A 21,522-nucleotide genomic window follows, 5' to 3' on the forward strand; every position below is an offset into this window, starting at 1 on the left:
AAATATATCGTTTCCATTATTATCATGATGTTTCCTCACTGGTGTGTGTTAGTCGTGGCATTGGTTGTGCTTGTAAACCCAATAGTTAGTGCGCCATCTCTGATGTTTGAATTGAAGGAAACGACGAAAAAACTGACAGAACCTACTGAAATTTTGGAAGATAAAGGAATTTTCTGGCAGAATTTTTCTATGCCTGTTGTGAAAAGAGGTACTGTGGGCAATGCCTCGATTACTCTCTCATCAAATATGACACCAATTCCAGATAACCCTGTTCTGTACATTGGTGGAAAAAAGGTCTGGGAATTTACAGGAATGTTTGGGAAATACCAGAACTTCACAACCCCTGTTGTTCTTGATTTTGCCGTGAATTCTACCTATCAAATTGAAATTGAAGTCCCACTGAGCATGGTAAATACCGCATCCATTTCACTTTCTAGCAATGTGACACAGGTCAACAACTATGATTTCAAGTTTTATGCTTGCGGGAAAAAGATCTGGGAGCGAAACACAAGTTCCCAGGTGTTTGTAGATGCGAGAACCATTGCAACAAGCAGTTTGGACCTATATGGAACTGAAACTTGCGACCTGAACAATGATGGTAAAATCGATATAATTGTGCTTGACCGCTCAGGGAACATGCTAGTGCTTGAAAATATAGGGAACGGGACTTTCAGCACCCATTATGTACCCGTGTTGGATTATCAGGACCACCCTGCAAAAAAAGCCATGATTAGAAGAGGAAGCACCGGCTTTGATGACATCTACTTCCAGTTTTCTGATTGTATTCTTGTAGTGAAAAACTATGGCAATTTCACCTTCAGCAGGGCAATCTCCGTGGCATCGCCTGGAGATGGGATAAAGGACTTTATTGTAAACGATACAAACCTATTCCTATGCAAGAATAGTGGAATGGTGTATGTGTACAATTTCACAGGCGATACCGTCTCATTCTTCTACAATTTTCAGGGAGCTAGTTGTAGCGTAGAATCTCTCGGTATTTACAATAATGAGTTGGTCTGGGGTGCTGCAGATGGCTTTTTGTATTTCCAGAACGGAACCTCAATTTCCGTATCTAGTTTTCCACTGAGCGCCCTTGCAGTACTCCAGGATAAGAGGATTGTTGTAGGAGACACAAACGGGACACTCTACATTGTTTCTCCTCTTCTTGAAGTGAGCCAGCTTATCCAGAAACCCTGGAAAAAAGTCAACAGAATTGTAAGTGCTGACATAAACGAAGATGGTAAGGAGGACCTTGGCTTCTCTACTTCACCAGGTGGATTTTATGTCCTGTTAGGAAAAGGCAATTCTTATGAGGAGGTATTTTCAGGTTCTGGCTATTGGTGTACCTTTGCAGATGTGGATGGAAATGGGATAGATGTGGTAACTGCTTCTTACAAAAACGTGTATTTATATAGAAACAACAGAAATGTGTTCATAGAAAATGTAAATCTGACTGCTGTGCTGAATGAATGCCTGAATTCATCCGCATCCATACTAGATGCCTGGGGCAACCGTTTTGCAAGGGTGAATCTTACATTTTATGGCATATCTCCAACAAAGCTTACGGTTGCCTCCCTTTCCATAGATTACAATTATACAACTACACTTTTTATCACTGAAAAAGTGATTGAGTATGTGGGCCTGACAACTGCAAACGAGACAGGCTTCGTGAATGTGCCCGTTTGTTTTTCTAGCACGCAGGAGTTTATAATACAACCGTTGTTCCAGCTTAATTATATAAAATGCCCCCCATTTCTGAAAAAATTGATTCCAGAACTTGTATTTGACGAAGATTCTTTTCCAGTTAGTGGAATTAACCTTCTTGACCTTTCAGAAATTTTCGACGATGAAAAGGACAAGGTACTTAACTACAGAATTGTATACATGGAGAAGCCAGAGGTGCTGAGAGCGGAGATTTCAGGAAACTTTATGAGCTTTTATCCTACGGAGAACTGGTATGGGAGAGCAATGTTTTGCGTGGCAGCCATGGATAGTGAAAACCAGGAAACAAGGAGTAACTACTTCAATGTGACTGTGAGAGAGGTAAATGATCCCCCATTCATCTCTCCAATTCCAGATGTTGAGGTCAACCAGAATGTGGACTTCTACCTGAATTTAACTGACAAAATCCATGATGTGGATAGCACAGAATTTACTCTCTCTTCAGATTCGGAGTATGTGGAGGCATTGAACCAGAACCTCTCGCTTCGCCTCAATTTCCCAGAGTTAGGAAATTTCTCAGTAAATCTTACAGTTTCAGATGGTATTGATGCTACAAATACTTCCTTCATAGTGAGAGTGTATCCATATGGTTTTCCACTATGGAAACCTCTACCAGTAATTTACACCCAGAAAAACAAAAACATTTCTTCAAGTAATGGCCTCGATTTGTTAGCGTATGTAACGGATGTAGACACACCTTCCCAGAACCTTAAATTCAAGGTGGCGAGCCAGACAAACAAGGACATAAATGTGAGTATCATAGGAACAAAGATCCAGGTGAATATTACATACAACTATGTTGGCAGGAGTAATGTCACACTTGCAGTAAATGACGGTACTTTTGAAAACTATGCAAATCTCACAGTTATCGTAAATGAAACCAATTATCCTCCCGTTTATCTAGGAGGATTGGAACCAATCTACACAGTTTATGAGGATACCCAGTTTATCCTTGACCTTTCTAAGCATTTTTTTGACGTGGAAGATGGAACAGCTCTTACCTATGGATGCACAAATTCCACAGTTTTAATAAACGGTTCTATTGCAATTTACATGCCGCGGCATGGAAGCACTAACATCACAGTTCAGTTTTTTGCACTGGACTCTGCTGGCCAGAATGCATTCTCGCCTATGATAAATCTCACCTATGTGGAAGTCAACGATCCTCCAGTATATCTAGGGGGTTTGAACAACATCACGCTCTATGTGAACCAGAGCATAACAATAGAACTAGATAAATACTTCTGGGATGAGGAAGGACCATTAAGTTTTGCAGTTAGTGATCCCCTGATAAAAATAAAAAATTCCACCGCAGAATTCGTATCTGAGCAACCAGTCAGTTTTGAGGTCAATTTCAGTGCAAGCGATGGAAAATACACAGTTTATTCGCAGAATCTCACCATTACAGTTTTGCCAGTGAACCAGAAGCCCGTAGCAAAGATTGAAAAAATCTCACCTTATAGAGCCTACACTAACACCGAGATTGAATTTGCGGGCAGTGGCATCGATGTAGATGGTAACATAACCGCTTACCTTTGGATCTCAAGCATTGATGGTGTGCTTTCTGCAGAACCAAACTTCACAAAGAAACTGAGCAAAGGTGAGCACATAATAAAATTTAGAGTTAAAGACAACAACGATACCTGGAGCCAGGATGTTGAGCGAGTGATTGTGGTGGAAGACCCCCCTGTTGTAGTGAACCCAGTCATTGGTTATCTACCTCCTGTTGGAATTACTGCACTGGTAATTGGACTCGTGCTTAACATTTCGGGGAGAATATTGATGAAAAGGAGGCTATGAATGTACATAATAACCCATCACGACGCAGATGGAATCCTTAGCGCTGCAACCTTAATGAGGGCAATCCCTCAGAAATTCTGGATTTACTTTTCATCACCTAATCGTCTATTCAGTACGATCTGCACCACACTCCTCAATACAGAGGGAAGGGACACACTCTACATCTGCGACATCAGCGGCAGCCAGAAAAGCATAGGGGTTGCAGCCGTGTATGATAAGGTTTTTTGGCTTGACCATCATGTTTGGGAGGATTGCAAGACCCCAAATAATATAACCTTAGTGTTGGATGTAGAAAGTAAATCTGCCACTAGAGTCGTTGGCAACTACACAGGTATCTTTGACTTCGTAGAGGTCGCAGATGAAATTGACACCAATAATGTTGTGACAGACACTGCGGAACGGTTCAGAACAGTCACTTTTGCGATAAAGATGATTTATCCGAGACATGAGGTTTACCGTGCCCTTTATGACCTCACTGCAACAATTGCAGAAAAAGGTCTAGGTGCGATTTACAGGCCTATTTTTGACGAACTGATTGCAAGGTACAATGTAGTGATTGAAGCCGCAATTAATAAAGCAATAATGACAAAAAAGGACTACAAACTTGGAACCGTGACAGTTTCTATAATCACGATGCCTGATTCCATTCCTATTGCACCATTGTTTAACAGAATCGAAAATTCTGGCATAGATGTGCTTGTTTTTGTCACCAAGAAAGATAATGAGGAGGGTGGAGTAATCACAAAGCTTGAATTCAGAACTCAGACGGAATATGATGTTCTCAAAATAGCTAGAGCGTTTGGGGGAGGAGGCCACAAGCGCGCAAGTGGAGCGAGTGTGAGAGGAGAAATAAGTGCCGATCAGATTCTTGAAAAAATAAGGAGCACATGTGGGTGGTGAAATTGAGAATTGCGGTGATTTCAGATGTGCATGCTAATCTACCAGCACTTGTGACATTTCTCAAAAAAGCTAGAGAGGAAAATGTTGAAAAAATATGTTGTGCTGGGGATATTGTAGGATACAACCCATATCCTGCGGAAGTAGTTGAGATTTTCATGACTGAAAACATCATTACAGTTGCTGGTAATCATGATTTTGGTGTGGCTAACAATGACTTTAGTAATCTTAACTGGATGGCTGCAGAAGCTGGGAGATGGACAAGAGAACAGTTGAAACAACGACATCTGGAATATCTCGCGTCACTTCCTGAAATACTCAGATTTGTGTGTGCTGGAAGGCAAATCTGTATATGCCATGGAAGTCCGTATGACAGAAACGAATATGTTTATCCAGAGAATGCAAGTGGAAAGATGCTCAGAGATGCAGAAGCTGACATATTAATTCTAGGACATTCTCATATCCAGTTTCAAATTTCTTATGGAGAGTCAGCAATTCTTAACCCGGGAAGTATTGGACAGCCAAGAGATGGAAATTGGCAGTCAGGCTATGCCATTCTTGAGATAGATGAGCATTCCTGGCGTGTAGCACTTAAGAGATTTGAGTATCCTGTTGAAGAAGTAGTGGAAAAAATCAGGAAAACTGGTCTACCCGACTTTCTTGCCAGTAGATTACTTGAGGGGAGGTAGGAAAAAATGCATGTGCGGGTTCTCTCTAAAGATTTAGAACTTGAGAGTTTATTTGCAAGAATTGGAGTGCACCCAGAGGGAATTGAAATTTTGAAGAGGAAAGGAGAGATATACAGAATTTATATCTCAGGTATCAAACCTATCTGTGCAAACATCATAAAGCAAGAGATGCTAGCCGCAGGTGGTGATGCTGCAATTCCAATGGATGCAATAACTGGCAAAGGAGAAAATTGTGATGTGGTTTTACTTGGGACAGAAAAAACCCTTAAGATTTTTTTAGGAAAACTTAGAAAGCAACCGTTTAATCTCGGAGAACTAGGTGAGCAGATTGAGAGAATTATTATTTCTCGTGCAAATGCATTGAAAGGTGTCTGGAAGACAGCAAAAAGGACAATAAAGATCGAAAGACCATTGATAATGGGAATCCTGAATATTACTCCGGATTCATTCTCAGACGGGGGCTATTTCATGCAGCCAGAGGCAGCTTTGGAACATGCAAAGCGGATGGTTCTGGAGGGAGTTGACATAATAGATATAGGCGCAGAATCTACAAGGCCCGGCTCCGAACCTGTCTCGGTCGAGGAGGAAACAAAACGCCTTTCCTCTGTGTTAGACGCTATTGTTTCTCTTGGAAAACCGGTCTCAATAGATACATACAAACCAGAAGTTGCTGCATTCGCCCTCGAGAAAGGTGCGGAGATAATAAATGATGTATATGGATTACGGAAAAATGGTATGGCAGAAGTGGTTTCTGAATTTGGAGCTGGTGTGTGTATAATGCACATGTTGGGTGAGCCGAAAACAATGCAAGATAATCCTGTTTACAAAAACCTGATTACAGACATCTATGAGTTTCTCAAGGAGAGAATTGAATTTGGGCTGAATGTAGGCATAGACCTGGAAAAGATTGTGATAGATCCTGGAATCGGTTTTGGTAAGACCATTTCTCAGAATTACGAAATTGTTGCAAGATTAGACGAATTTCTCTCTCTAGGGCGTCCATTGCTTATTGGAACCTCAAGAAAATCGTTCATAGGCAAGGTCATCGAAGCACCTCCTGAGAAAAGAATTTGCGCTACAGTAGCAATTAACATGCTGGCTCTAATAAACGGAGCCAGGATTCTCAGAGTTCATGATGTTCGTGAACATGCTGAACTTCTAAAAATCTATAGGATGATTAAAACAGAGTAAATTAAAACAAAAAATCAAAAAACATAATAAAAATTATTAAAAAAGTTTAAAAATTTTTACTCAGATTTCTCTTCCGTTGCCTCACCAGACGGTGCACTCTTCTTCATGCCCATTAGCATCATTACGACGCCAACAATACCAATCACCACACCTATCACTGCAACAGTCATGTTAAGCCAGCCAAATGAGTCAAAGTTTTTACCGATAATTTCCCACTTGAAGGCATCGTGCGCCCAGGAAATTATTGGTCCACCGAGGAATCCGACGATTGCCAGGATTACACCCAGCCAGAACATCATCGGACTGCGTTCTCCTGCTGGCTCTTCCGCAGCGGGTGCTTCGGCCTCTGTCTCTGTCACTGTCTCTTCCTTTGGCTGTTCTTCACTCGATGCCGCTTCTTCTGTCGCTGTCTGGATTTTTTCACCGCATTCTGGGCATTCAGTTGCACCTGCAGGAAGTTCTGCACCGCATGTTGGGCATCTCTCTTCCTCTGGAATATTTATCACCGCTACCCTGATAGATGTTCTCATTTATATTATTTTCGCTTTCGCATGATATTTGGGTATTTTTCAAAATATGACATAAACCTGCAGATTGAAAAATGCTTATATATTGTTTTGTTATTGTTTCCATTAGATATGCAAAAAATCCCTAAGTTCACTAGCACAGGTGGTGCTGAGAAAGGATTAAATATAAAAGCTAAATTAGGAGATGGGGCTATAATCTCAGAGATGGGAGGTCGGGGCAGGATGACCGTGGCTGATGAAAGGAATACCAGCCGTGTGGAAATTCGTGATGGTGAGATTTACATACTAGAAACAAAAAATATTGACAAGGCACATGATTTTATAATGAACTACATTGCTGAAAACGATAAGAACAATTCAAAGTATCTTGTGAATATATTTACAAGGCACATGCCTGTTGTTAATGGGCTTTACAAGGAAGCAAAGGGAGTTTGTGGTAATGTTTTTGAAATCTCTACAGTTAGCGGAAAGAACAGGATTTCACCAGCCTCGCTTGGATACATCAAGCACACAATTTCTTCCACTGCTTTCACAGAGAAAAAGCCCCTTTTTGTGATTGACTGCATTGATGTTCTGGCCATGTACACAGATAAGGGTAAAGTAGAGGCAATGCTGGAAGAATTGAGAGATATAGTTACCGCAACAAAGGGGCTTGGATTTATAATAATCGACCCTGCCACCTACGATGAGAAGGAACTTGCCCAGATACGAAGGTTCAAAACCACAATAAAAATCTAGCTCAAACAATCGGTATTAATTTTATTTTGATCTCCTTCGGTGCTGGTTTTGAACCACTCTTTGGAGAACTCACATATTTTTCCACACTGAACCCATGGTAAGGTGTGTGCGGAAACTCTCCTGCAATCGCAGGGACGGACTCAATCTTTTTCAAGGAAAGGTTGACATCACATAACTGGCTTATCGTATCATAGGTGATTCCTCTGTAGGTGATGAATATACAATTGGAACCTGTCTGTCTTATCAATCTGATGAGGTTCATAATATCCACTGCCCCCATGTTTCGATAGGTAGAATAGAGAGCATCAGCATCAATAACAAACAAATACGGGGGTTCAATTCCAATGTTGGATTTCAATATATCCAGTGTTATCTCTCTGCTCACATCCGAGCCCTCTAACAGCATCAAATTCTCCTGGCGTTCACTCACACTCGGGAGGAAGGTGTGGAGCACAAGCATTCGTAAATTGGTTTTAAACCTTTCTGCACAGGGCTTATTGCAACTGAAATATTTTGCGGTCTCCCTTAAATCCTGGACTTTTGAGGGCATGTAAAACACACCTTTACCAGCAAGCAAATGTCCGGCGATAATTTTCTTCAAGAAGAGGTACTGGTCTGCTACAGTCGTGCCTTCATCTGCAAGCATGTTCAGAATCACACCTTTTTCACCTAATCTCACAATTATCTTATCAGCGGTATCAATTTCTGTAGAGAATGGCTTTGCAGATGCCTCCTCAAAGCTGTTGAAGGAAATCACATCTTCCGGCTCTGGTGTTGCCAGTGCAGTGAATCTCCCGTTTTCCAGCGTGTACACATAGTGGCTCCTTTTTATTCTCATCCCTCTCAATTTCCTGATTTCCATTGTTCTCAAGGTGCGATTGTTCACAATCTTCATTTCGAGATGGACGACACCATCGGCCAGGTAGTCCAGCAGTGGCTCAGGGGTCTCTACAATAAACAGCACCTTTGCATGTGCGCTTTCGACAAGGTCCTTTTCAAGCGTATACATGAGTTTCGCTGGAGAAATTCCATATTTCTCACATATCCCTTCTATTGAATCAATAACAACGAGTGTGGATTTGGGCAATGCCTTCTCCACCACATCATAAACAAGGTCGAGTTCCTCAACTGGAGAACCAACGGCGAGCGTTATCTCACCCTGCTCAAAAAGGGGCTCGCCCCCTTCCTCAATAAAACCCTCAAGCTTTCTCAATTCAGTTCTCTCCACCTTCGGCCCTTTCTTTTCTGCCGCCTCCCTTTTCAACGCCAGCTTCTCCATCTCCTTCACAACCTTCATCATCTCTCCTTCCTCAATCATCTGCTTCAGCCAGGGGAAGTGGTCGTAGAGAGCACTATCCGCTACCCTTGAGGTAAGGTAGTAGGTGTTCATCATTCTCCGCATTTTGTCCATTGTCTCAAGTGCCAGCGTTGTTTTACCTGTGCCCGCAGGTCCTCTTATCAACAACGATCTCCCAGCATCCCTGTTCAGAAAGTCAAATATTTCTTCAGGAATTTTTCCTTTCATCATTTTCTTCACCTTCTGTATTTTCTCCAGCTTTCATCATGAACATGCTAAACCTTTTTTCAGTTTCTTGGTGAGGTTGTGTTCTTACTTCCTCAGCAATCAACTCCGCGGTTCTCTCAATTTCAGGCTCTGGCGAATCCATGAGAGCAAGTTTCACCTTCACCTTTGTGCCCTCATAGTAAATCTGAACATTTTTCACCAATGACTTATACAAATAAATTCTTTTCCCTTCCCGTGTGAGCACACGATCAACCGCTTTTAACAGCCCTGCATTTTCGAGTGCATGAATTCGTCTGTAGCATTGTGCAATTGGGATTCCAAATCTATCAGATAATTCAATAGCGGATTTTGGTCTTCTAGAAGTAGCAATCAATATCTTCGCAACATAACCATCAGTCAGAAGTTGAGCAAGCTCAAGCGCATCAAGGGCCATTCTTTTAGTAATATTTTTCTGATATATATAAATTTTCGGCAGAAACTACCTCAGCCAATATTTATTTCCGTAATGCCTGGTATAAATTTCCATCTTTCCCGCATCTTAACTGCCAACCCCTTCTTTAAATCTCTCATTTCAATTCCAGAGAGCATCGCTCTTCCCGTACCCACAGCTACTCCATTTTGCACCACCACGACCTCGTCGCCCTCTCGAATATCAGAGGTTGCAGAAACTATGCCTGGAACAAATACATCGCCTTTCAATTTAAACTCGCCAATTTCAACACACTTAACCCTTTGCGATGCAAGAATTTTTCCGCCTTCCTCAAGCACCAGTATTTTTCCTGTCTCTTCATCCATTCTGAATGCATTACTCCCACAGACCAAGAGCCAGTTCCATCTGTTTCCCTTTATCTTTGCCTCTGTCAAAAATGCAGTATCGATCCCAGAAAACTGGAACTTTAAAGCATTTTTCACTTCTTCAGCCAGCCGCTTCCAATGCTGTCCCTTTTCCAGCTGAAATTCGCCAACTTTTTCTACCAGTGCCTTCAAGCTTGCCTCTGAGGTCACATCATCATCTTTGCAGGTGTTCTCCAGCCCAAAATGTTCCACCACAAATTTGTAATCATCTGGTAGATGGGCAAGCACAAATCTGTATTTTTTTATTAGGGGCTCGAGACCCTCAATCACCACCTGCTTTTCCTCCCAATCCCAGTGTCCAGTTACCGGAATATCGTAGGCATTAGCAGGATAAAAATTTTCCAGTTCCTCTGGCACTACTCCAAGAGGTGATGTAAGCGAAACCACATGAATGTTTGCTCTCACACCAGTACTTCTTAAGACCTCCTCAACCAGCATGTGGGAACGGGATTGATGATAAGGTTTTTTTGCGGAACATGGTAGGAGGAGTAGCAAATCTGCATTTATTCCCCTGTAGTTCAATATCTTTTTTCTGTATCTCACAACATCAACTCTACTGAGCGATTCCTTTGAATTTGCATAAAATTTTTTCCCACATACAGTCCACAAGTTTTCAAAAAACTCATAATGCAACAGGTCCATGTACCTAAGTAAAGCCACAAGTTCTGGCTCGGCCCGAATTCGCATCTCAACAAGCTCCCTTAACTTTCCTCCCTTCCCAAATCTTTCAACTACATTTAGCTCGCTCTTCAGCTCTGCCAAATTTTCGGCAACGCACCTTTCCTTCTCTGGGAGCAAGCCAGCACTTAATGTTCGCACTCCCTTTTCTCCTAAAAACCTAGCTAGTGCATCATCAAACAGGTCTATCCTCAGGCATGAAAGCACTGCAATTCTAGAGGGCAGGGCAATTCCAGGCACATAAAGTAATTTCCCAAACCCGATTGCCTTTCTTATTGCTAAAATTGCATCTGAAAACTCCTTCGGACGATGAAAAAGTTCTGTGCCCCTTGGAAAAAAACACAACGCTTGGCTAAAATTTCGAAAGTCTGGAAGATGTCGCCAGTCAACTACAACAATCCACTCACCCACAATTTTCCAATCATCCTCTAAATTAGTCATAGAAAGAGGGGCGGGAAAATAACCTTCTGGGTTTGTAAATATCACATCAGGCATTCTTATCTCTGTTTTTTCTCCCCCTTCAGTGGTAGCAATCAGTGTATCTCCGCGTACCTCTACCAGTGTTGGTATTCTGATTGCTTTTTCCTGGAAATGGAAGTATCCAAAGGCAGCTGAAGCATCTTTGTGTTTGATTTCAAAACTCATCTCTACCTCTCCATTCCTGATTCAGCACTTCGTAGATTTCCCTTGCCTTTCCATCTCCCAAACCCTTTACTTCCATCAACTCGTCCACTGTGGCATTGAACACTTTTTTCGGAGTTCTGAAATGCTCTAGTAATCTCCTTGAAATCACTGTAGAAACATCTGGTAATCCTGCCACCAAATACTCTTGGAGTTCAGCCATACTTCTTGGCTTTTTCTCAAATCGGATTTTGGGAAGGCGAGAGCCGTTGTTGACCCTCTTTATCAGCTGGTGGAGAAAACTCGCAGTTTCTTCTGAGGTCTCAAAGTTGACCACTGGAATTCGGAAATCAATTCCCAGGGCACAGATTGCTCCATACACTGCAGACACAGATACATTTCTGGTGTAGCCATTCCATTTCCCCTCAACCACTATCAGCGGATGTGCATTTGAATCGCTGAGTGCCTTTGCCTGTTCAAAAATCCTGCCATCTAATATGGAATTGACAAAATCCTCCACAGTTTTCCTTTCTACAACCACTTCATCTGAGATCAGGTAATCCCCAACATCTAGCGTACGAAAGATTACATGCACACCCATCTTTGAAAGCGCTCTGGGAATCTCAGACCTAAATTCTCTCCTATCCACAACAATTTCTAGCGTTTTATCAGAACAAGCGGAAAAGAAATCGTCAAGCGTGAGCTGTGTCTTTGATGATTTTCTCTCCTTTTTCTCCTCAACCTTCGAAACCTCTTTTACCACTTGCTCTTCTTCAGTCACATTCTTTTCATGTTCACTCCTTTTTTTATCCGCTTCCTTCAAAAATTCCCTCTGGACTTCCTGCACAATTTTCTGCATCTTCCTTTCCTTTTTTGTAGAGGCAAAAAATCTTCCCATGTCAAAAGAATCCACTGTGATTAAAAAGTAAACTTTGCCAGTATATCTTCTTCCAGTTCTTCCTCTACGCTGTATCAATCGTTTTTCTGAACCAACTGGCTCATAAAAGATAACCATATCCATTGATGGAATGTCCAGCCCTTCCTCAGCAACCGATGTAGCACAAAGCACATTAAACTCTCCATTCCTGAATTTATTTATAATCTCTATCTGCTCCTTTTGCCGCATCCCCTTTAAGTTCTTTTTAGAGGCCTGACCATAGAATAGAGATGGCCTTACCCCAGGTAAATCCTTGATTTTCTCATAGATGTATGCCACGCTCTCTCGCACCTCTGCAAAAATCAGAATCCTTGAATCTGGATTTTCAGCAAATTGTTTTTCAATTATTTCCATGATCTTGAGAATTTTTGGATGCTCGACCTTGCACTCCTTAGCCCTAAGCACTGCTTCAAGCATTTTTGGATGTTTTGCTACTTTTATGGCTGCCTTTGATGCATCTGATTCCTGTGCATCACTCAGTAACTTATTCTGGTAATAGGCAAGAAACTGCTTTACTCCCTGGGTTTCCACAAGTTGAAGGGCATGGTGTAACTTCTGTAATACTGCAATGTAAGAACGCGCAGTAAAAAGTGAGCTTTCTTTTTTCTGAGCAAGCATTGCCGTAATTTTTCTAGTGACATCTTCAAATTTGGAAAATGTGAGACCTTTTAAAGAGAGGATAATTCCGAATTTTTTCAATGCCTCTATATATTCCAACATTGCCTCTTTAATCAATCTACTAATTCTCTCAATTTCTGGTGGAAGCGTAACATATGCCCACTGGTTTACAAACCCATGCACATAAGGTGCCACATCAGGGTCCGTAGGGAACCGGATTTCCGCCCAGTTAATATTGAGGTTTCTACAGACCTCCAGAACCTTCTCCTTTTTGGACCCAGGAGACGCTGTCAATCCCATCGTTCTTATGTTGTGTTCCCTGCAAAGCTGGCCTATGTATACATAGTCATAATTACCAACACCCTTATGTGCTTCGTCAAATATTACAAGCCCAACATTTTCTATGTTTATCCTATTTGCTAGTAAATCGTTGGAGATTACCTGAGGCGTGGAGACCACAATTACACTCTTTTCCCAGATTTCCTTTCGCTTCTTCCAGGAAATCTCGCCTGTGAACAATGCCACCCTCTCTTTTTCTATGTTTATGAATTTCAGAACACCATGTTCATACTGTTGGACCACAAGCGGTTTTGTGGGAGCTAGAAAGAGAACCTTTTTTTCTGGCTTTGCCCCAGTTTTTGCAAGAAAGTCCGCAATGACAATGAGGGCAATCATTGTCTTGCCTATGGAGGTGGGCAGCACCACCAATGTGTTTCGCTCTATGCATTTCCTACTTATATTTATCTGATATTCTCTTTTCTCCACGAGTTCAGTTTTGAGATATGGGTTTGTTTCAAGCATGATTTCAACCATGAATGTAGTATATAAATTACTTAGCCCTACATGTAGTTATTCCTTGTGTTTCCACATTCTCGGGTATGTTCCTCTATGCATCAGAACTCTGAGCGGATGGAACGCTACACCTGTTTTTGCATTAACTACACCCTCGCTGCTCATTTTTGCCTCTGCAAAGCACACTGCTTCTCCTTTCAGCGTAAACACGCCCACAACATCGCCTTTCGCAATATTCTCTCCAATTTTTGCAATCCCAGGCACATGCACATCAGCACCATGGCACACGGCATCCACTGCAGAATCCTTCAAAATCACTTTTGGCAGATGCTCAAGCATTGCTTCAACAGGCAAAATGACTTTCCTGAGGAGCTCAGGATTTCCCTCCTTGTAAAATTCATATGCATCTTTAAGGTCCTGCAGTTTCACTGCCTGGCTTTCTGTAAAATTTGCAGTTCGCAACCGCCTTAGTTCCTGCATCTGGGCACCAACGCCCAGTACATCACCAATATCTGTACAGAGCGTCCTTACATAAGTGCCAGAATCACATACAACACGAAAGAGCACAAATTTTCCATCAATTTCTAGCACATTCAACGCATGAATTTTTCTCACTCTCAGTTCTCGCTTTACTGCAGCTCTTACGGGTGGGAGTTGATAGATCTCCCCAACGAATTTTGCCATCACTCTCCTGATTTCGCTCTCTTTTACATCACCGTGGAGACGCAATAGCGCTATGTATTCTTTTGTTCCAAGAAGAAGGCAAGGGAGTGCCTTTGTTGCGTTTTCCAAGGCAACAGGTAGCACCCCACTTACTTTTGGGTCTAGAGTTCCAGCATGGCCTGCTCTGGAAAGCCCAAATATCTGCTTTACCCAGGCAGTAACTTGATGGCTAGTAGGGCCTCTTGGCTTATCCACTATCACTAATCCATTTTGAATGTGCTCCTCAATGCTTCGCATTTCTGGCGGTTTTCCCCATCTTGGATCTGCTTCGGTCTCGGAGAGTACAAGCATCAATGAGCGGGATAGATTTGATGAATAAAGAGTTTTCTGGGGTTTGGAGAACACAATGGGGTGAAAAATTAAAACAAAAAGAAGGTTTTAAAAAATTTAGAGGGCTAAAAAATTTAAGAGGAGGTGGCTTTGATTGTGAAGCTACCTGAGCCAGAGTAGGAGTATATCATGATGTACCAGGTGCCACCTGCAGGGCTCGAAATCGTGATCGTCTCTGTAGATGTTGAACCGATGCTTCTGTAGTCGTAGGAGGAGGTGGATGGATTTGCACCGAGTTTTACATAGAGGTCGAAGTCTGTACCACTTGGTCCTGTGAGCTCAATCTTTAGTTGGCTCTTTCCACTGGGGATTGTGATGTAGTAGTATGCCTTTGCTCCCGTTGCACTCAACGAGCCGGTCTTTGCCACGCCATCTGTCAGTTGCCCTGTGTCTGTGGAGGTTGAGGTGGATGCTTTGATTGTGAATGTGCCAGAGCCAGAGTAGGAGTACACATAGATGTACCATGTGCCTGCAGCTGGGTTCGTAATTGACACTGTTTCAGACGCGGAAGAGGTCGTGCCACTGTAATCGTAGCTTGAAGTTGTTGGCATTGCACCGAGCTTTACATAAACATCGAAATCAGTGCCGCTTGGACCAGTCATTTCAATTTTGAGCTGTGCCTTGCCAGAGGGTATTGTTATGCTGTAGTACTTTCCATCCTTTGAGGCACTCAGTGAACCAGTCGCTGCAACTCCATCTGTAAGTTGGGTAACATTGGTGCTTGAGGTGCTTGTTGTGGCTTTGATTGTGAATGTCCCAGAACCAGAGTAGGAGTACACCATGAAATACCAATCTCCAGCTGAGGGATTTGTGACATTAATTGTCTCTGTTGAGGTTGATCCAATGCTTCGGTAATCATAGGTGGAAGTCGTTGGCTTTGCACCCAGCTTTGCATAGAGGTCAAAGTCAGTACCACTTGGTCCTGTAAGCTCAATTTTCAACAAGGTCTTGCCCGCAGCTACACTCAGCATATAGTACTTTGCATCTTTGGTTGCACTCAGTGAGCCAGTTGCTGCAACGCCATCTGTAAGAACAACCACATCCGTGGAATTTGCGAGAGTGGTGAATGTGTAGTCAGAACTAGTTGCAAGGTTGCCTGCTGCATCTGCGGACTTAACCCTGAAGTGATAGGTGGTTGAGGCGGTTAATCCTGACAGTGTAACTGAGTGGGAAGTAACTCCACTTGAACCAGTTGCGGTCTGGCCATAAGAGGTTGTTGTACCGTATTCCACGACACTTGTGCTAGCCTCGTCCGTTGTCCAGGTAATTGTTGCTGAGTTTGCTGTTATCCCACTTGCTGCCACATTTGAAATTACCGGTGGTGTTGTGTCACTAGCAGATGAGGTTGTGAATGTGTAGTCAGAGCTGGTTGCAAGGTTGCCTGCTGCATCTGCGGACTTAACCCTGAAGTGATAAGTGGTTGAGGCGGTTAATCCTGACAGTGTAACTGAGTGGGAAGTAACACCACTTGAGCCAGTTGCGGTCTGTCCATACGAGGTTGTTGTACCGTATTCCACAACACTTGTGCTTGCCTCGTCCGTTGTCCAGGTAATTGTTGCTGAGTTTGCTGTTATCCCACTTGCTGCCACATTTGAAATTACCGGTGGTGTTGTATCGCTTCCACCAGAGCCGAAGGCACCAATCAGCGCAAGTGCAAATGGCTGTGGACCATTCGGCACACTCGTAGCAGTAACACGGATTGTATAGGTACCAGTAACTGGTGTTGGCAGTATTACACCTTCTTCAGCATTTACTGAGTCAGCTGTTCCACCAGTAACGGAGTGCCCTGGGTTCTTGCCTGAAAACACATTTCCCAGATAGACACTACCATCTGGTGCCGTTACCTTCAAGTCCAGGTTGTTCACAAGCGCCTTTGAGGCACCAACTGTGCCCGGGTAATCTGTCCAGGTGAGAATCACTTTGAAAGGCTGAGCATTTGAGGATATTGTGTACTGGTACTCCTTATACTGGCCTGTAGTAATACCTGTGGTCTCGTCGACAATCTGAAGACCAAGTGTATCACCTGAGAAATAGAGAGAATTGTCAAGGTTAATTCTGCCCCAGCCCTGGCTGTTGTTCGGGAATTTGCCCTCGTTGTTCATATCACTATAGGAGCCAGTTAGCTCAACACCACCAACCATCAGCACCGCTTTTAGCAGAGCAGCTGAAGGTGTAATTGCATTTGCTGGATTCTTTGTGCCAGTCGGATACCAACCCTCTGTGAAATATTGCCTTACAAGAGCTGCATTTCCAGCCGCACATGGGGTTGCCATGCTTGTACCAGCCATACTTATGTAACCCGCGTTATTTGAATTGAGGTTCCCATCTGAATCTGCAGAATACAAGCTATATCCAACTGCTGTGAGTGTGGGCTTCATTCTCCCATCTGCTGTTGGCCCTCTGCTTGAGAAGTAAGCTACATTGTTCTGATTTGGGCTGTTCTGGGAAGCACCGACACTTACCACACTTTTTGCAGTTGCCGGAGAACCCACTGTGCTTGCTCCAGATGAGCCTGAGTTTCCGTTCGCAAACAGAATCAGACAATCCTTGTAGTTCCACATGAACAAATCGACCATCCTTGCATCATCATCATAGGTGTTAGTAGAGGCACCCCAAGAGTTTGAAATGATTCTTGCACCTGCACTATAAAGAGGCCCAAAGAGGTCATTTAAATCAGAAGGAATTCCAGAAAGGCTATCTCCTGAGCCTCCAATGTCTGCGAATGCCAGCTTTGCCTTGTATGCCATACCATCATAGGAACTTGTGCCGCCCACATAGGAGTCATCGCCTGCAATTGTGCCCGCTACATGGGTTCCGTGGCCTGAGCTATCCAAGTCCTTTCCATCTGCAAAATTTTTGTAGAGAACGATCTTCCTGTGGTTCTGGTTTACCTGGTTCTGCACAATCTGCACATTCGGGTCTCTGAATGCAGCATGGTCATAGTCAATTCCTGTATCACTCTCTCCTACAATCTGTCCTTCTCCGTGAATACCTTTATCCCAGATTTTTCTGTTCTCAGAGATGCCTGTCTGGGTAATCCACTGAGCATTGTTGTTCAGGATTTTCATTTCATAATAGGGTGAGACGAACTCAACACCTGCCAACTCTGCCACTGCCCTTATGCCTGCCTGGGATAGTTTTGCAATGACCCTTGTACTGCTTGCCTTTATCACCTCTCCGCCATAAGAATTTATTACACTCATCACCCCGCCAAGAGCCTCTGGCTCCAGCAACGAAATACTTACCTTTGCTTCTCCCATGCCGCTCAAGGCAGTATCAACCTTGTAGGCAGGCAGATATTCGCCCACCCATCTAACAAACGAGAGTTTTTTCACTAAAGAAAGGGAGGACGAGGGAACCTTGACTAGGAATGCGTTGTTTGGGACATACCAGTAAATCTCACAACCCAGATTTACAAGTGCAGTTTTCCATGAATCCTTCACTGGACCTATGAACTGCACAATTTTCACATCAGAGCCAACGTTCTGAAGTCCAGACTCACCCTGGAGTGGATCGAACTGGTAGTTTCGGAGAAGAATTGCATTATCCACATTTGCAACTTCAAATCTATTTTTCTCCAGTACCGCTTTCTCCTCTCCCGTTACCTCTACAAGTATATAATTATCGTACTTTTCGAGGATATGAATGCCTGATTTTTCAAGCATCTGGATCTGCATTGGATTTGCAGATACATACACAACTTCTTTCTCAGTCGCTGGTGTCGCTTTGTAGGTACTCATCACCCAGAAAACACTACCCACTACAACTATTGCCAAAAATGCGGCAATTACTGCCACCTTTGTGCATCTCTTCATATTATGTCACCAATTGCCCGAGCGGTATATGAGTATATAAACCCGATTTGGTAAATACCAGTTTTGCACCAAATTGCTAATTTTTAACAACTACGGTGTGTTAAAGGCAGATACTGGAATAACACAACAGGTTAGTTAATTTCAAAATTTCACACACCAGTATTTCTGCAAGTGTGAGAAGTCGCAAAAACATCACAGTGTTAACCAATGAAATTCACAGATTTTTCCTTAGAACTTTATAGACGCCAGAACTATACTGAGCCGCTTTTTTCTCTCGCTCATAAATTTCCGGCGGAATACCTGCAATTCTTGCACAATCCCTGAGAATAACCTTTCTTCTCCCCAGATAGATTTTTTTCTCGTGAGATAGCGAAAATGCAAACTTCACTACCTCCTCGTCCATATATGGAGAACAAATTTGTTTTCCTAATTCAGATGCAACCTTTTGTTCTATTTCCCGCTCAATCCGTGCCTTTTCAAGGTCCTTTTTTAGTTCTTCTTTGAGTTCCTGGGGGTCTGCTCTAAGTATTCTAAGGTACCTGCTGTATCCCCCAAAGAGTTCGTCGGCACCTGCACCAGTAAGGATTATTTTCTCACTAGCAAACTTGAGAAGAGCATAAACCGGTAATTCGTAGCTAAGTATGAGAATGGATGAAATCTCTGTTTTTCTTCGTAGTTCCTCGGCTATCCCAAGAACCTCTTTTTCGCTCAACTCTATTTTCTGATGGTTAATTGCCAGAAGATTTGCAGCATGGACACCCCAAACAATATCTCTAGAGCCAGCAACTCCTACTGTGTATCCCTTTACATTTGCATGCTTTTTTGCAAGAAATGCTATCACAGCAGAATCCAGACCGCCAGAAAATGCAATTGCTACATTTTTCTCATCTATGCATTTCGCAACTGCTGCATCCAGAATTTCAAGAAGTTCAATCTCTCTCATTAAAATCCCAGATACAAGGTTGAACATGGGCTTTTGTAGTTTCTATATGTGTAGGATAAACACCAGTTACACACCCAAGGCACAGGTCTCTTCGCTCATGCTGTACCGCTTCCACGAGCCCATTAATGCTTATGTATCCAACCGAATCAGCACCAAGCTTCTCTGCAATCTCCTCTTCAGTCTTGCCTATAGCCACAAACTGTTCTCTTGTTGTCATGTCAATTCCATAAAAACATGGAGAGATTATTGGAGGAGAGCCGACACGAACATGGACTTCAGTTGCACCAGCATTTCTGAGAATATCAATTATACTTCGCATTGTGGTTCCTCTAACTATGCTGTCATCCACAAGCACAACCCTTCTTCCAGCCACAATATCCCTTATCGGATTCAATTTTTCCCTTACATTCATTTCTCGCTTTTCCTGTTTTGGAAGAATGAAGGTCCTAGCAATGTATCTGTTCTTTATCAAGCCTTCGTTGTAGTGGATTCCTGAAGCTCTAGAGTAGCCGAATGCATGGGCTCTGCCCGAATCTGGCACCGGAATTACTACATCTGCATCAACTGGTTTCTCCTTAGCCAACCTCCACCCAATCCTCCTTCTTATTTCATACACACTTCTGCCATTCATAATTGAGTCTGCTCTTGCAAAATATGTGTATTCAAAAAAGCAGAACGCTCTTTTGCCAGATGTTCCAATTTTGTAACTTTCAAAACTACTGGGCTTCAACTCAATCAACTCACCCGGTTCCACTTCTCTTGCAAGCACTGCATCGTTTACATCAAGGGCAACGCTCTCTGAGGCAGCAATTGTGTAACCGTCACCACAGCCAACACAGAGAGGACGTAAACCCAGAGGGTCACGGAGTGCAAATACTCTTGAATCCCAGAGAATTGTAAGGGCATAGCTGCCGTTGAGCACTTTTACAAGTGTTTTAAATGCCCTGATTATGTTTCTGTGCTTTGTGTATTCGTCAGAAAGTATGAAGGCAATGCTCTCCTCCTCACTTTCCTTTTGATAGCAGTGTCCCCTCGCCTTGAGTTTTTCCTTCAGAATATCTGAGTTAGTGATGATTCCGTTATGAGCTACTGCAATTTCTCCTGCAGGGGTGCTTACTACATGGGGCTGGGCATTATCTGGAACGGAAATTTTGATCGAGTAGTAATCATGTCCAATACCTACATTACTTGCTAAGTTGTGCAGCTTTTCATCATTGAATACATTGTCAACAACCCCAATTCCCTTAACGCTCACAATTTTGCCTTTAAAAACCGAAATACCAGAGGCCTCCTGTCCCCTATGTTGAAGGGCACGCAGACATCTATACAGAATATAACTTGCAATTTCATCCTTGCAGGCAGTCGCCGCTACACCACACCTTTCATGAAGTGGCATCTCACCGCGCCTTTTGCCATGAATATTGTCTCAACCTGGTTGATGCACCATAGCCGCAGTGAGCACATTTCTTTTTTGTGATGTGATAAGTATGATGACCACAGCGTCTGCATCGGATGTGGGTTTTTCTCCCACCTTTTTTTGAAGGCGTTCCTTTTGTCATTCAATCACCATTTCCTGATTAGTTTAAATTTATGGGGAAATAAAGATTACATTGTCACCGCGGACAAGGGCCACATCCATCTTTCGCACCACTTCGTTGTTCACAAATTCCTCTGCATTCTTGAGCACTAGATTCATATGTGGGTCGTAGCCCTCTAGGATTCCCCTGTACGCCCTATTTCCCTTCAGTTCTACCATCACTGGCTTCGTAAGCGCCTGGTTAAGCATTCCGAGCGGTTTAAGCATTGTCCCCACCATGTTGTTGGAATAAAGCAGGTTATACTTAAACCTATTTGTTTTGGAAATTTTGCCTCTGCAAATCAAGTTAACAAGTAGAAAGAATTTAATATTATTTATAGGTTATATAATTAAATTAGTGATTAACAATATGACACTTAAATTAAATTAAAATGATTTTTATTCCAGAAAACTCTTTGATAAAATTTCTCCACTTTTGAGCACTATCGGACTATTCTCTTAGCTCGTGATGTGTTATCTTGCGTTGAGTAACTTTATGTAAGTGGAGAAAAAGGAAAATCTCTGGAGTACTTAGATAACAGCGA

16 protein-coding genes are annotated in these 21,522 nt (G+C 42.7%); 5 read left to right on the forward strand and 11 right to left on the reverse strand.

Translation table 11 applies throughout. The features are described from left to right. The first annotated feature begins 27 nt into the window (after nucleotides 1-27). The 4 genes from QXD64_04100 to folP are packed head-to-tail and all read left to right on the forward strand — an operon-like array spanning nucleotide 28 to nucleotide 6,299. Entirely contained in the window at nucleotides 28-3,522 is a 3,495-nt protein-coding gene (locus QXD64_04100) for a hypothetical protein (GenBank protein MEM3396496.1), read from the forward strand. Further along, a complete protein-coding gene (locus QXD64_04105; protein MEM3396497.1) occupies nucleotides 3,523-4,422 on the forward strand; it encodes a DHHA1 domain-containing protein in 900 nt (299 codons plus the stop codon). Next, nucleotides 4,410-5,108: a metallophosphoesterase family protein gene (locus QXD64_04110; GenBank protein MEM3396498.1), complete on the forward strand. Its 699-nt coding sequence runs from the start codon at nucleotides 4,410-4,412 to the stop codon at nucleotides 5,106-5,108. Before QXD64_04105 ends, QXD64_04110 begins: the two co-directional genes overlap by 13 nt. Nucleotides 5,109-5,114: 6 nt before the next feature. Continuing rightward, a complete protein-coding gene (gene folP, locus QXD64_04115; protein MEM3396499.1) occupies nucleotides 5,115-6,299 on the forward strand; it encodes a dihydropteroate synthase in 1,185 nt (394 codons plus the stop codon). A gap of 56 nt (nucleotides 6,300-6,355) precedes the next feature. On the opposite strand, the gene QXD64_04120 is transcribed toward folP, so the two are convergent. After that, nucleotides 6,356-6,829: a zinc ribbon domain-containing protein gene (locus tag QXD64_04120; GenBank protein ID MEM3396500.1), complete on the reverse strand. Its 474-nt coding sequence runs from the start codon at nucleotides 6,827-6,829 to the stop codon at nucleotides 6,356-6,358. Nucleotides 6,830-6,937: 108 nt separating this feature from the next. Between QXD64_04120 and QXD64_04125 the strand changes: the two genes are divergently transcribed. Further along, entirely contained in the window at nucleotides 6,938-7,564 is a 627-nt protein-coding gene (locus QXD64_04125) for a DUF835 domain-containing protein (protein MEM3396501.1), read from the forward strand. Between the two features lies 1 nt (nucleotide 7,565). On the opposite strand, the gene gvpD is transcribed toward QXD64_04125, so the two are convergent. From gvpD to QXD64_04175, 10 genes are all read right to left on the reverse strand, one after another. Then, on the reverse strand, nucleotides 7,566-9,092 hold the full coding sequence (gene gvpD / locus QXD64_04130; GenBank protein MEM3396502.1) for a gas vesicle protein GvpD P-loop domain-containing protein: 1,527 nt from the start codon (nucleotides 9,090-9,092) through the stop codon (nucleotides 7,566-7,568). Continuing rightward, nucleotides 9,070-9,522 carry a winged helix-turn-helix domain-containing protein gene (locus QXD64_04135; protein ID MEM3396503.1) on the reverse strand — a complete coding sequence of 151 codons (453 nt, stop codon included), beginning with the start codon at nucleotides 9,520-9,522 and terminating at the stop codon, nucleotides 9,070-9,072. Before QXD64_04135 ends, gvpD begins: the two co-directional genes overlap by 23 nt. Before the next feature lie 50 nt (nucleotides 9,523-9,572). After that, entirely contained in the window at nucleotides 9,573-11,267 is a 1,695-nt protein-coding gene (locus tag QXD64_04140; protein ID MEM3396504.1) for a DUF5591 domain-containing protein, read from the reverse strand. Further along, entirely contained in the window at nucleotides 11,257-13,599 is a 2,343-nt protein-coding gene (locus tag QXD64_04145; protein MEM3396505.1) for a helicase-related protein, read from the reverse strand. The genes QXD64_04140 and QXD64_04145 overlap by 11 nt, the downstream gene beginning before the upstream one ends. A gap of 48 nt (nucleotides 13,600-13,647) precedes the next feature. Beyond that, a complete protein-coding gene (locus tag QXD64_04150) occupies nucleotides 13,648-14,604 on the reverse strand; it encodes an RNA-guided pseudouridylation complex pseudouridine synthase subunit Cbf5 (protein MEM3396506.1) in 957 nt (318 codons plus the stop codon). 113 nt (nucleotides 14,605-14,717) lie between these two features. After that, the gene (locus QXD64_04155; protein MEM3396507.1) at nucleotides 14,718-18,458 is read right to left on the reverse strand and encodes a S8 family serine peptidase; all 3,741 of its coding nucleotides are present in this window, start codon (nucleotides 18,456-18,458) and stop codon (nucleotides 14,718-14,720) included. Nucleotides 18,459-18,672: 214 nt separating this feature from the next. After that, nucleotides 18,673-19,428, reverse strand: a complete 756-nt coding sequence (locus tag QXD64_04160; GenBank protein ID MEM3396508.1) for an asparagine synthase C-terminal domain-containing protein — start codon at nucleotides 19,426-19,428, stop codon at nucleotides 18,673-18,675. Next, nucleotides 19,388-20,797: an amidophosphoribosyltransferase gene (gene purF / locus QXD64_04165; protein MEM3396509.1), complete on the reverse strand. Its 1,410-nt coding sequence runs from the start codon at nucleotides 20,795-20,797 to the stop codon at nucleotides 19,388-19,390. Before purF ends, QXD64_04160 begins: the two co-directional genes overlap by 41 nt. A 1-nt stretch (nucleotide 20,798) precedes the next feature. Continuing rightward, nucleotides 20,799-20,960 (reverse strand): 50S ribosomal protein L37e, encoded by a 162-nt coding sequence (locus tag QXD64_04170; GenBank protein ID MEM3396510.1) that lies wholly within the window; start codon nucleotides 20,958-20,960, stop codon nucleotides 20,799-20,801. A gap of 29 nt (nucleotides 20,961-20,989) precedes the next feature. Continuing rightward, nucleotides 20,990-21,217: an LSM domain-containing protein gene (locus tag QXD64_04175; protein MEM3396511.1), complete on the reverse strand. Its 228-nt coding sequence runs from the start codon at nucleotides 21,215-21,217 to the stop codon at nucleotides 20,990-20,992. Nucleotides 21,218-21,522: the final 305 nt, after the last annotated feature.

It is taken from the genome of Thermoplasmata archaeon (assembly GCA_038874435.1).
GTDB lineage: Archaea > Thermoplasmatota > Thermoplasmata > Lutacidiplasmatales > SKW197 > SKW197.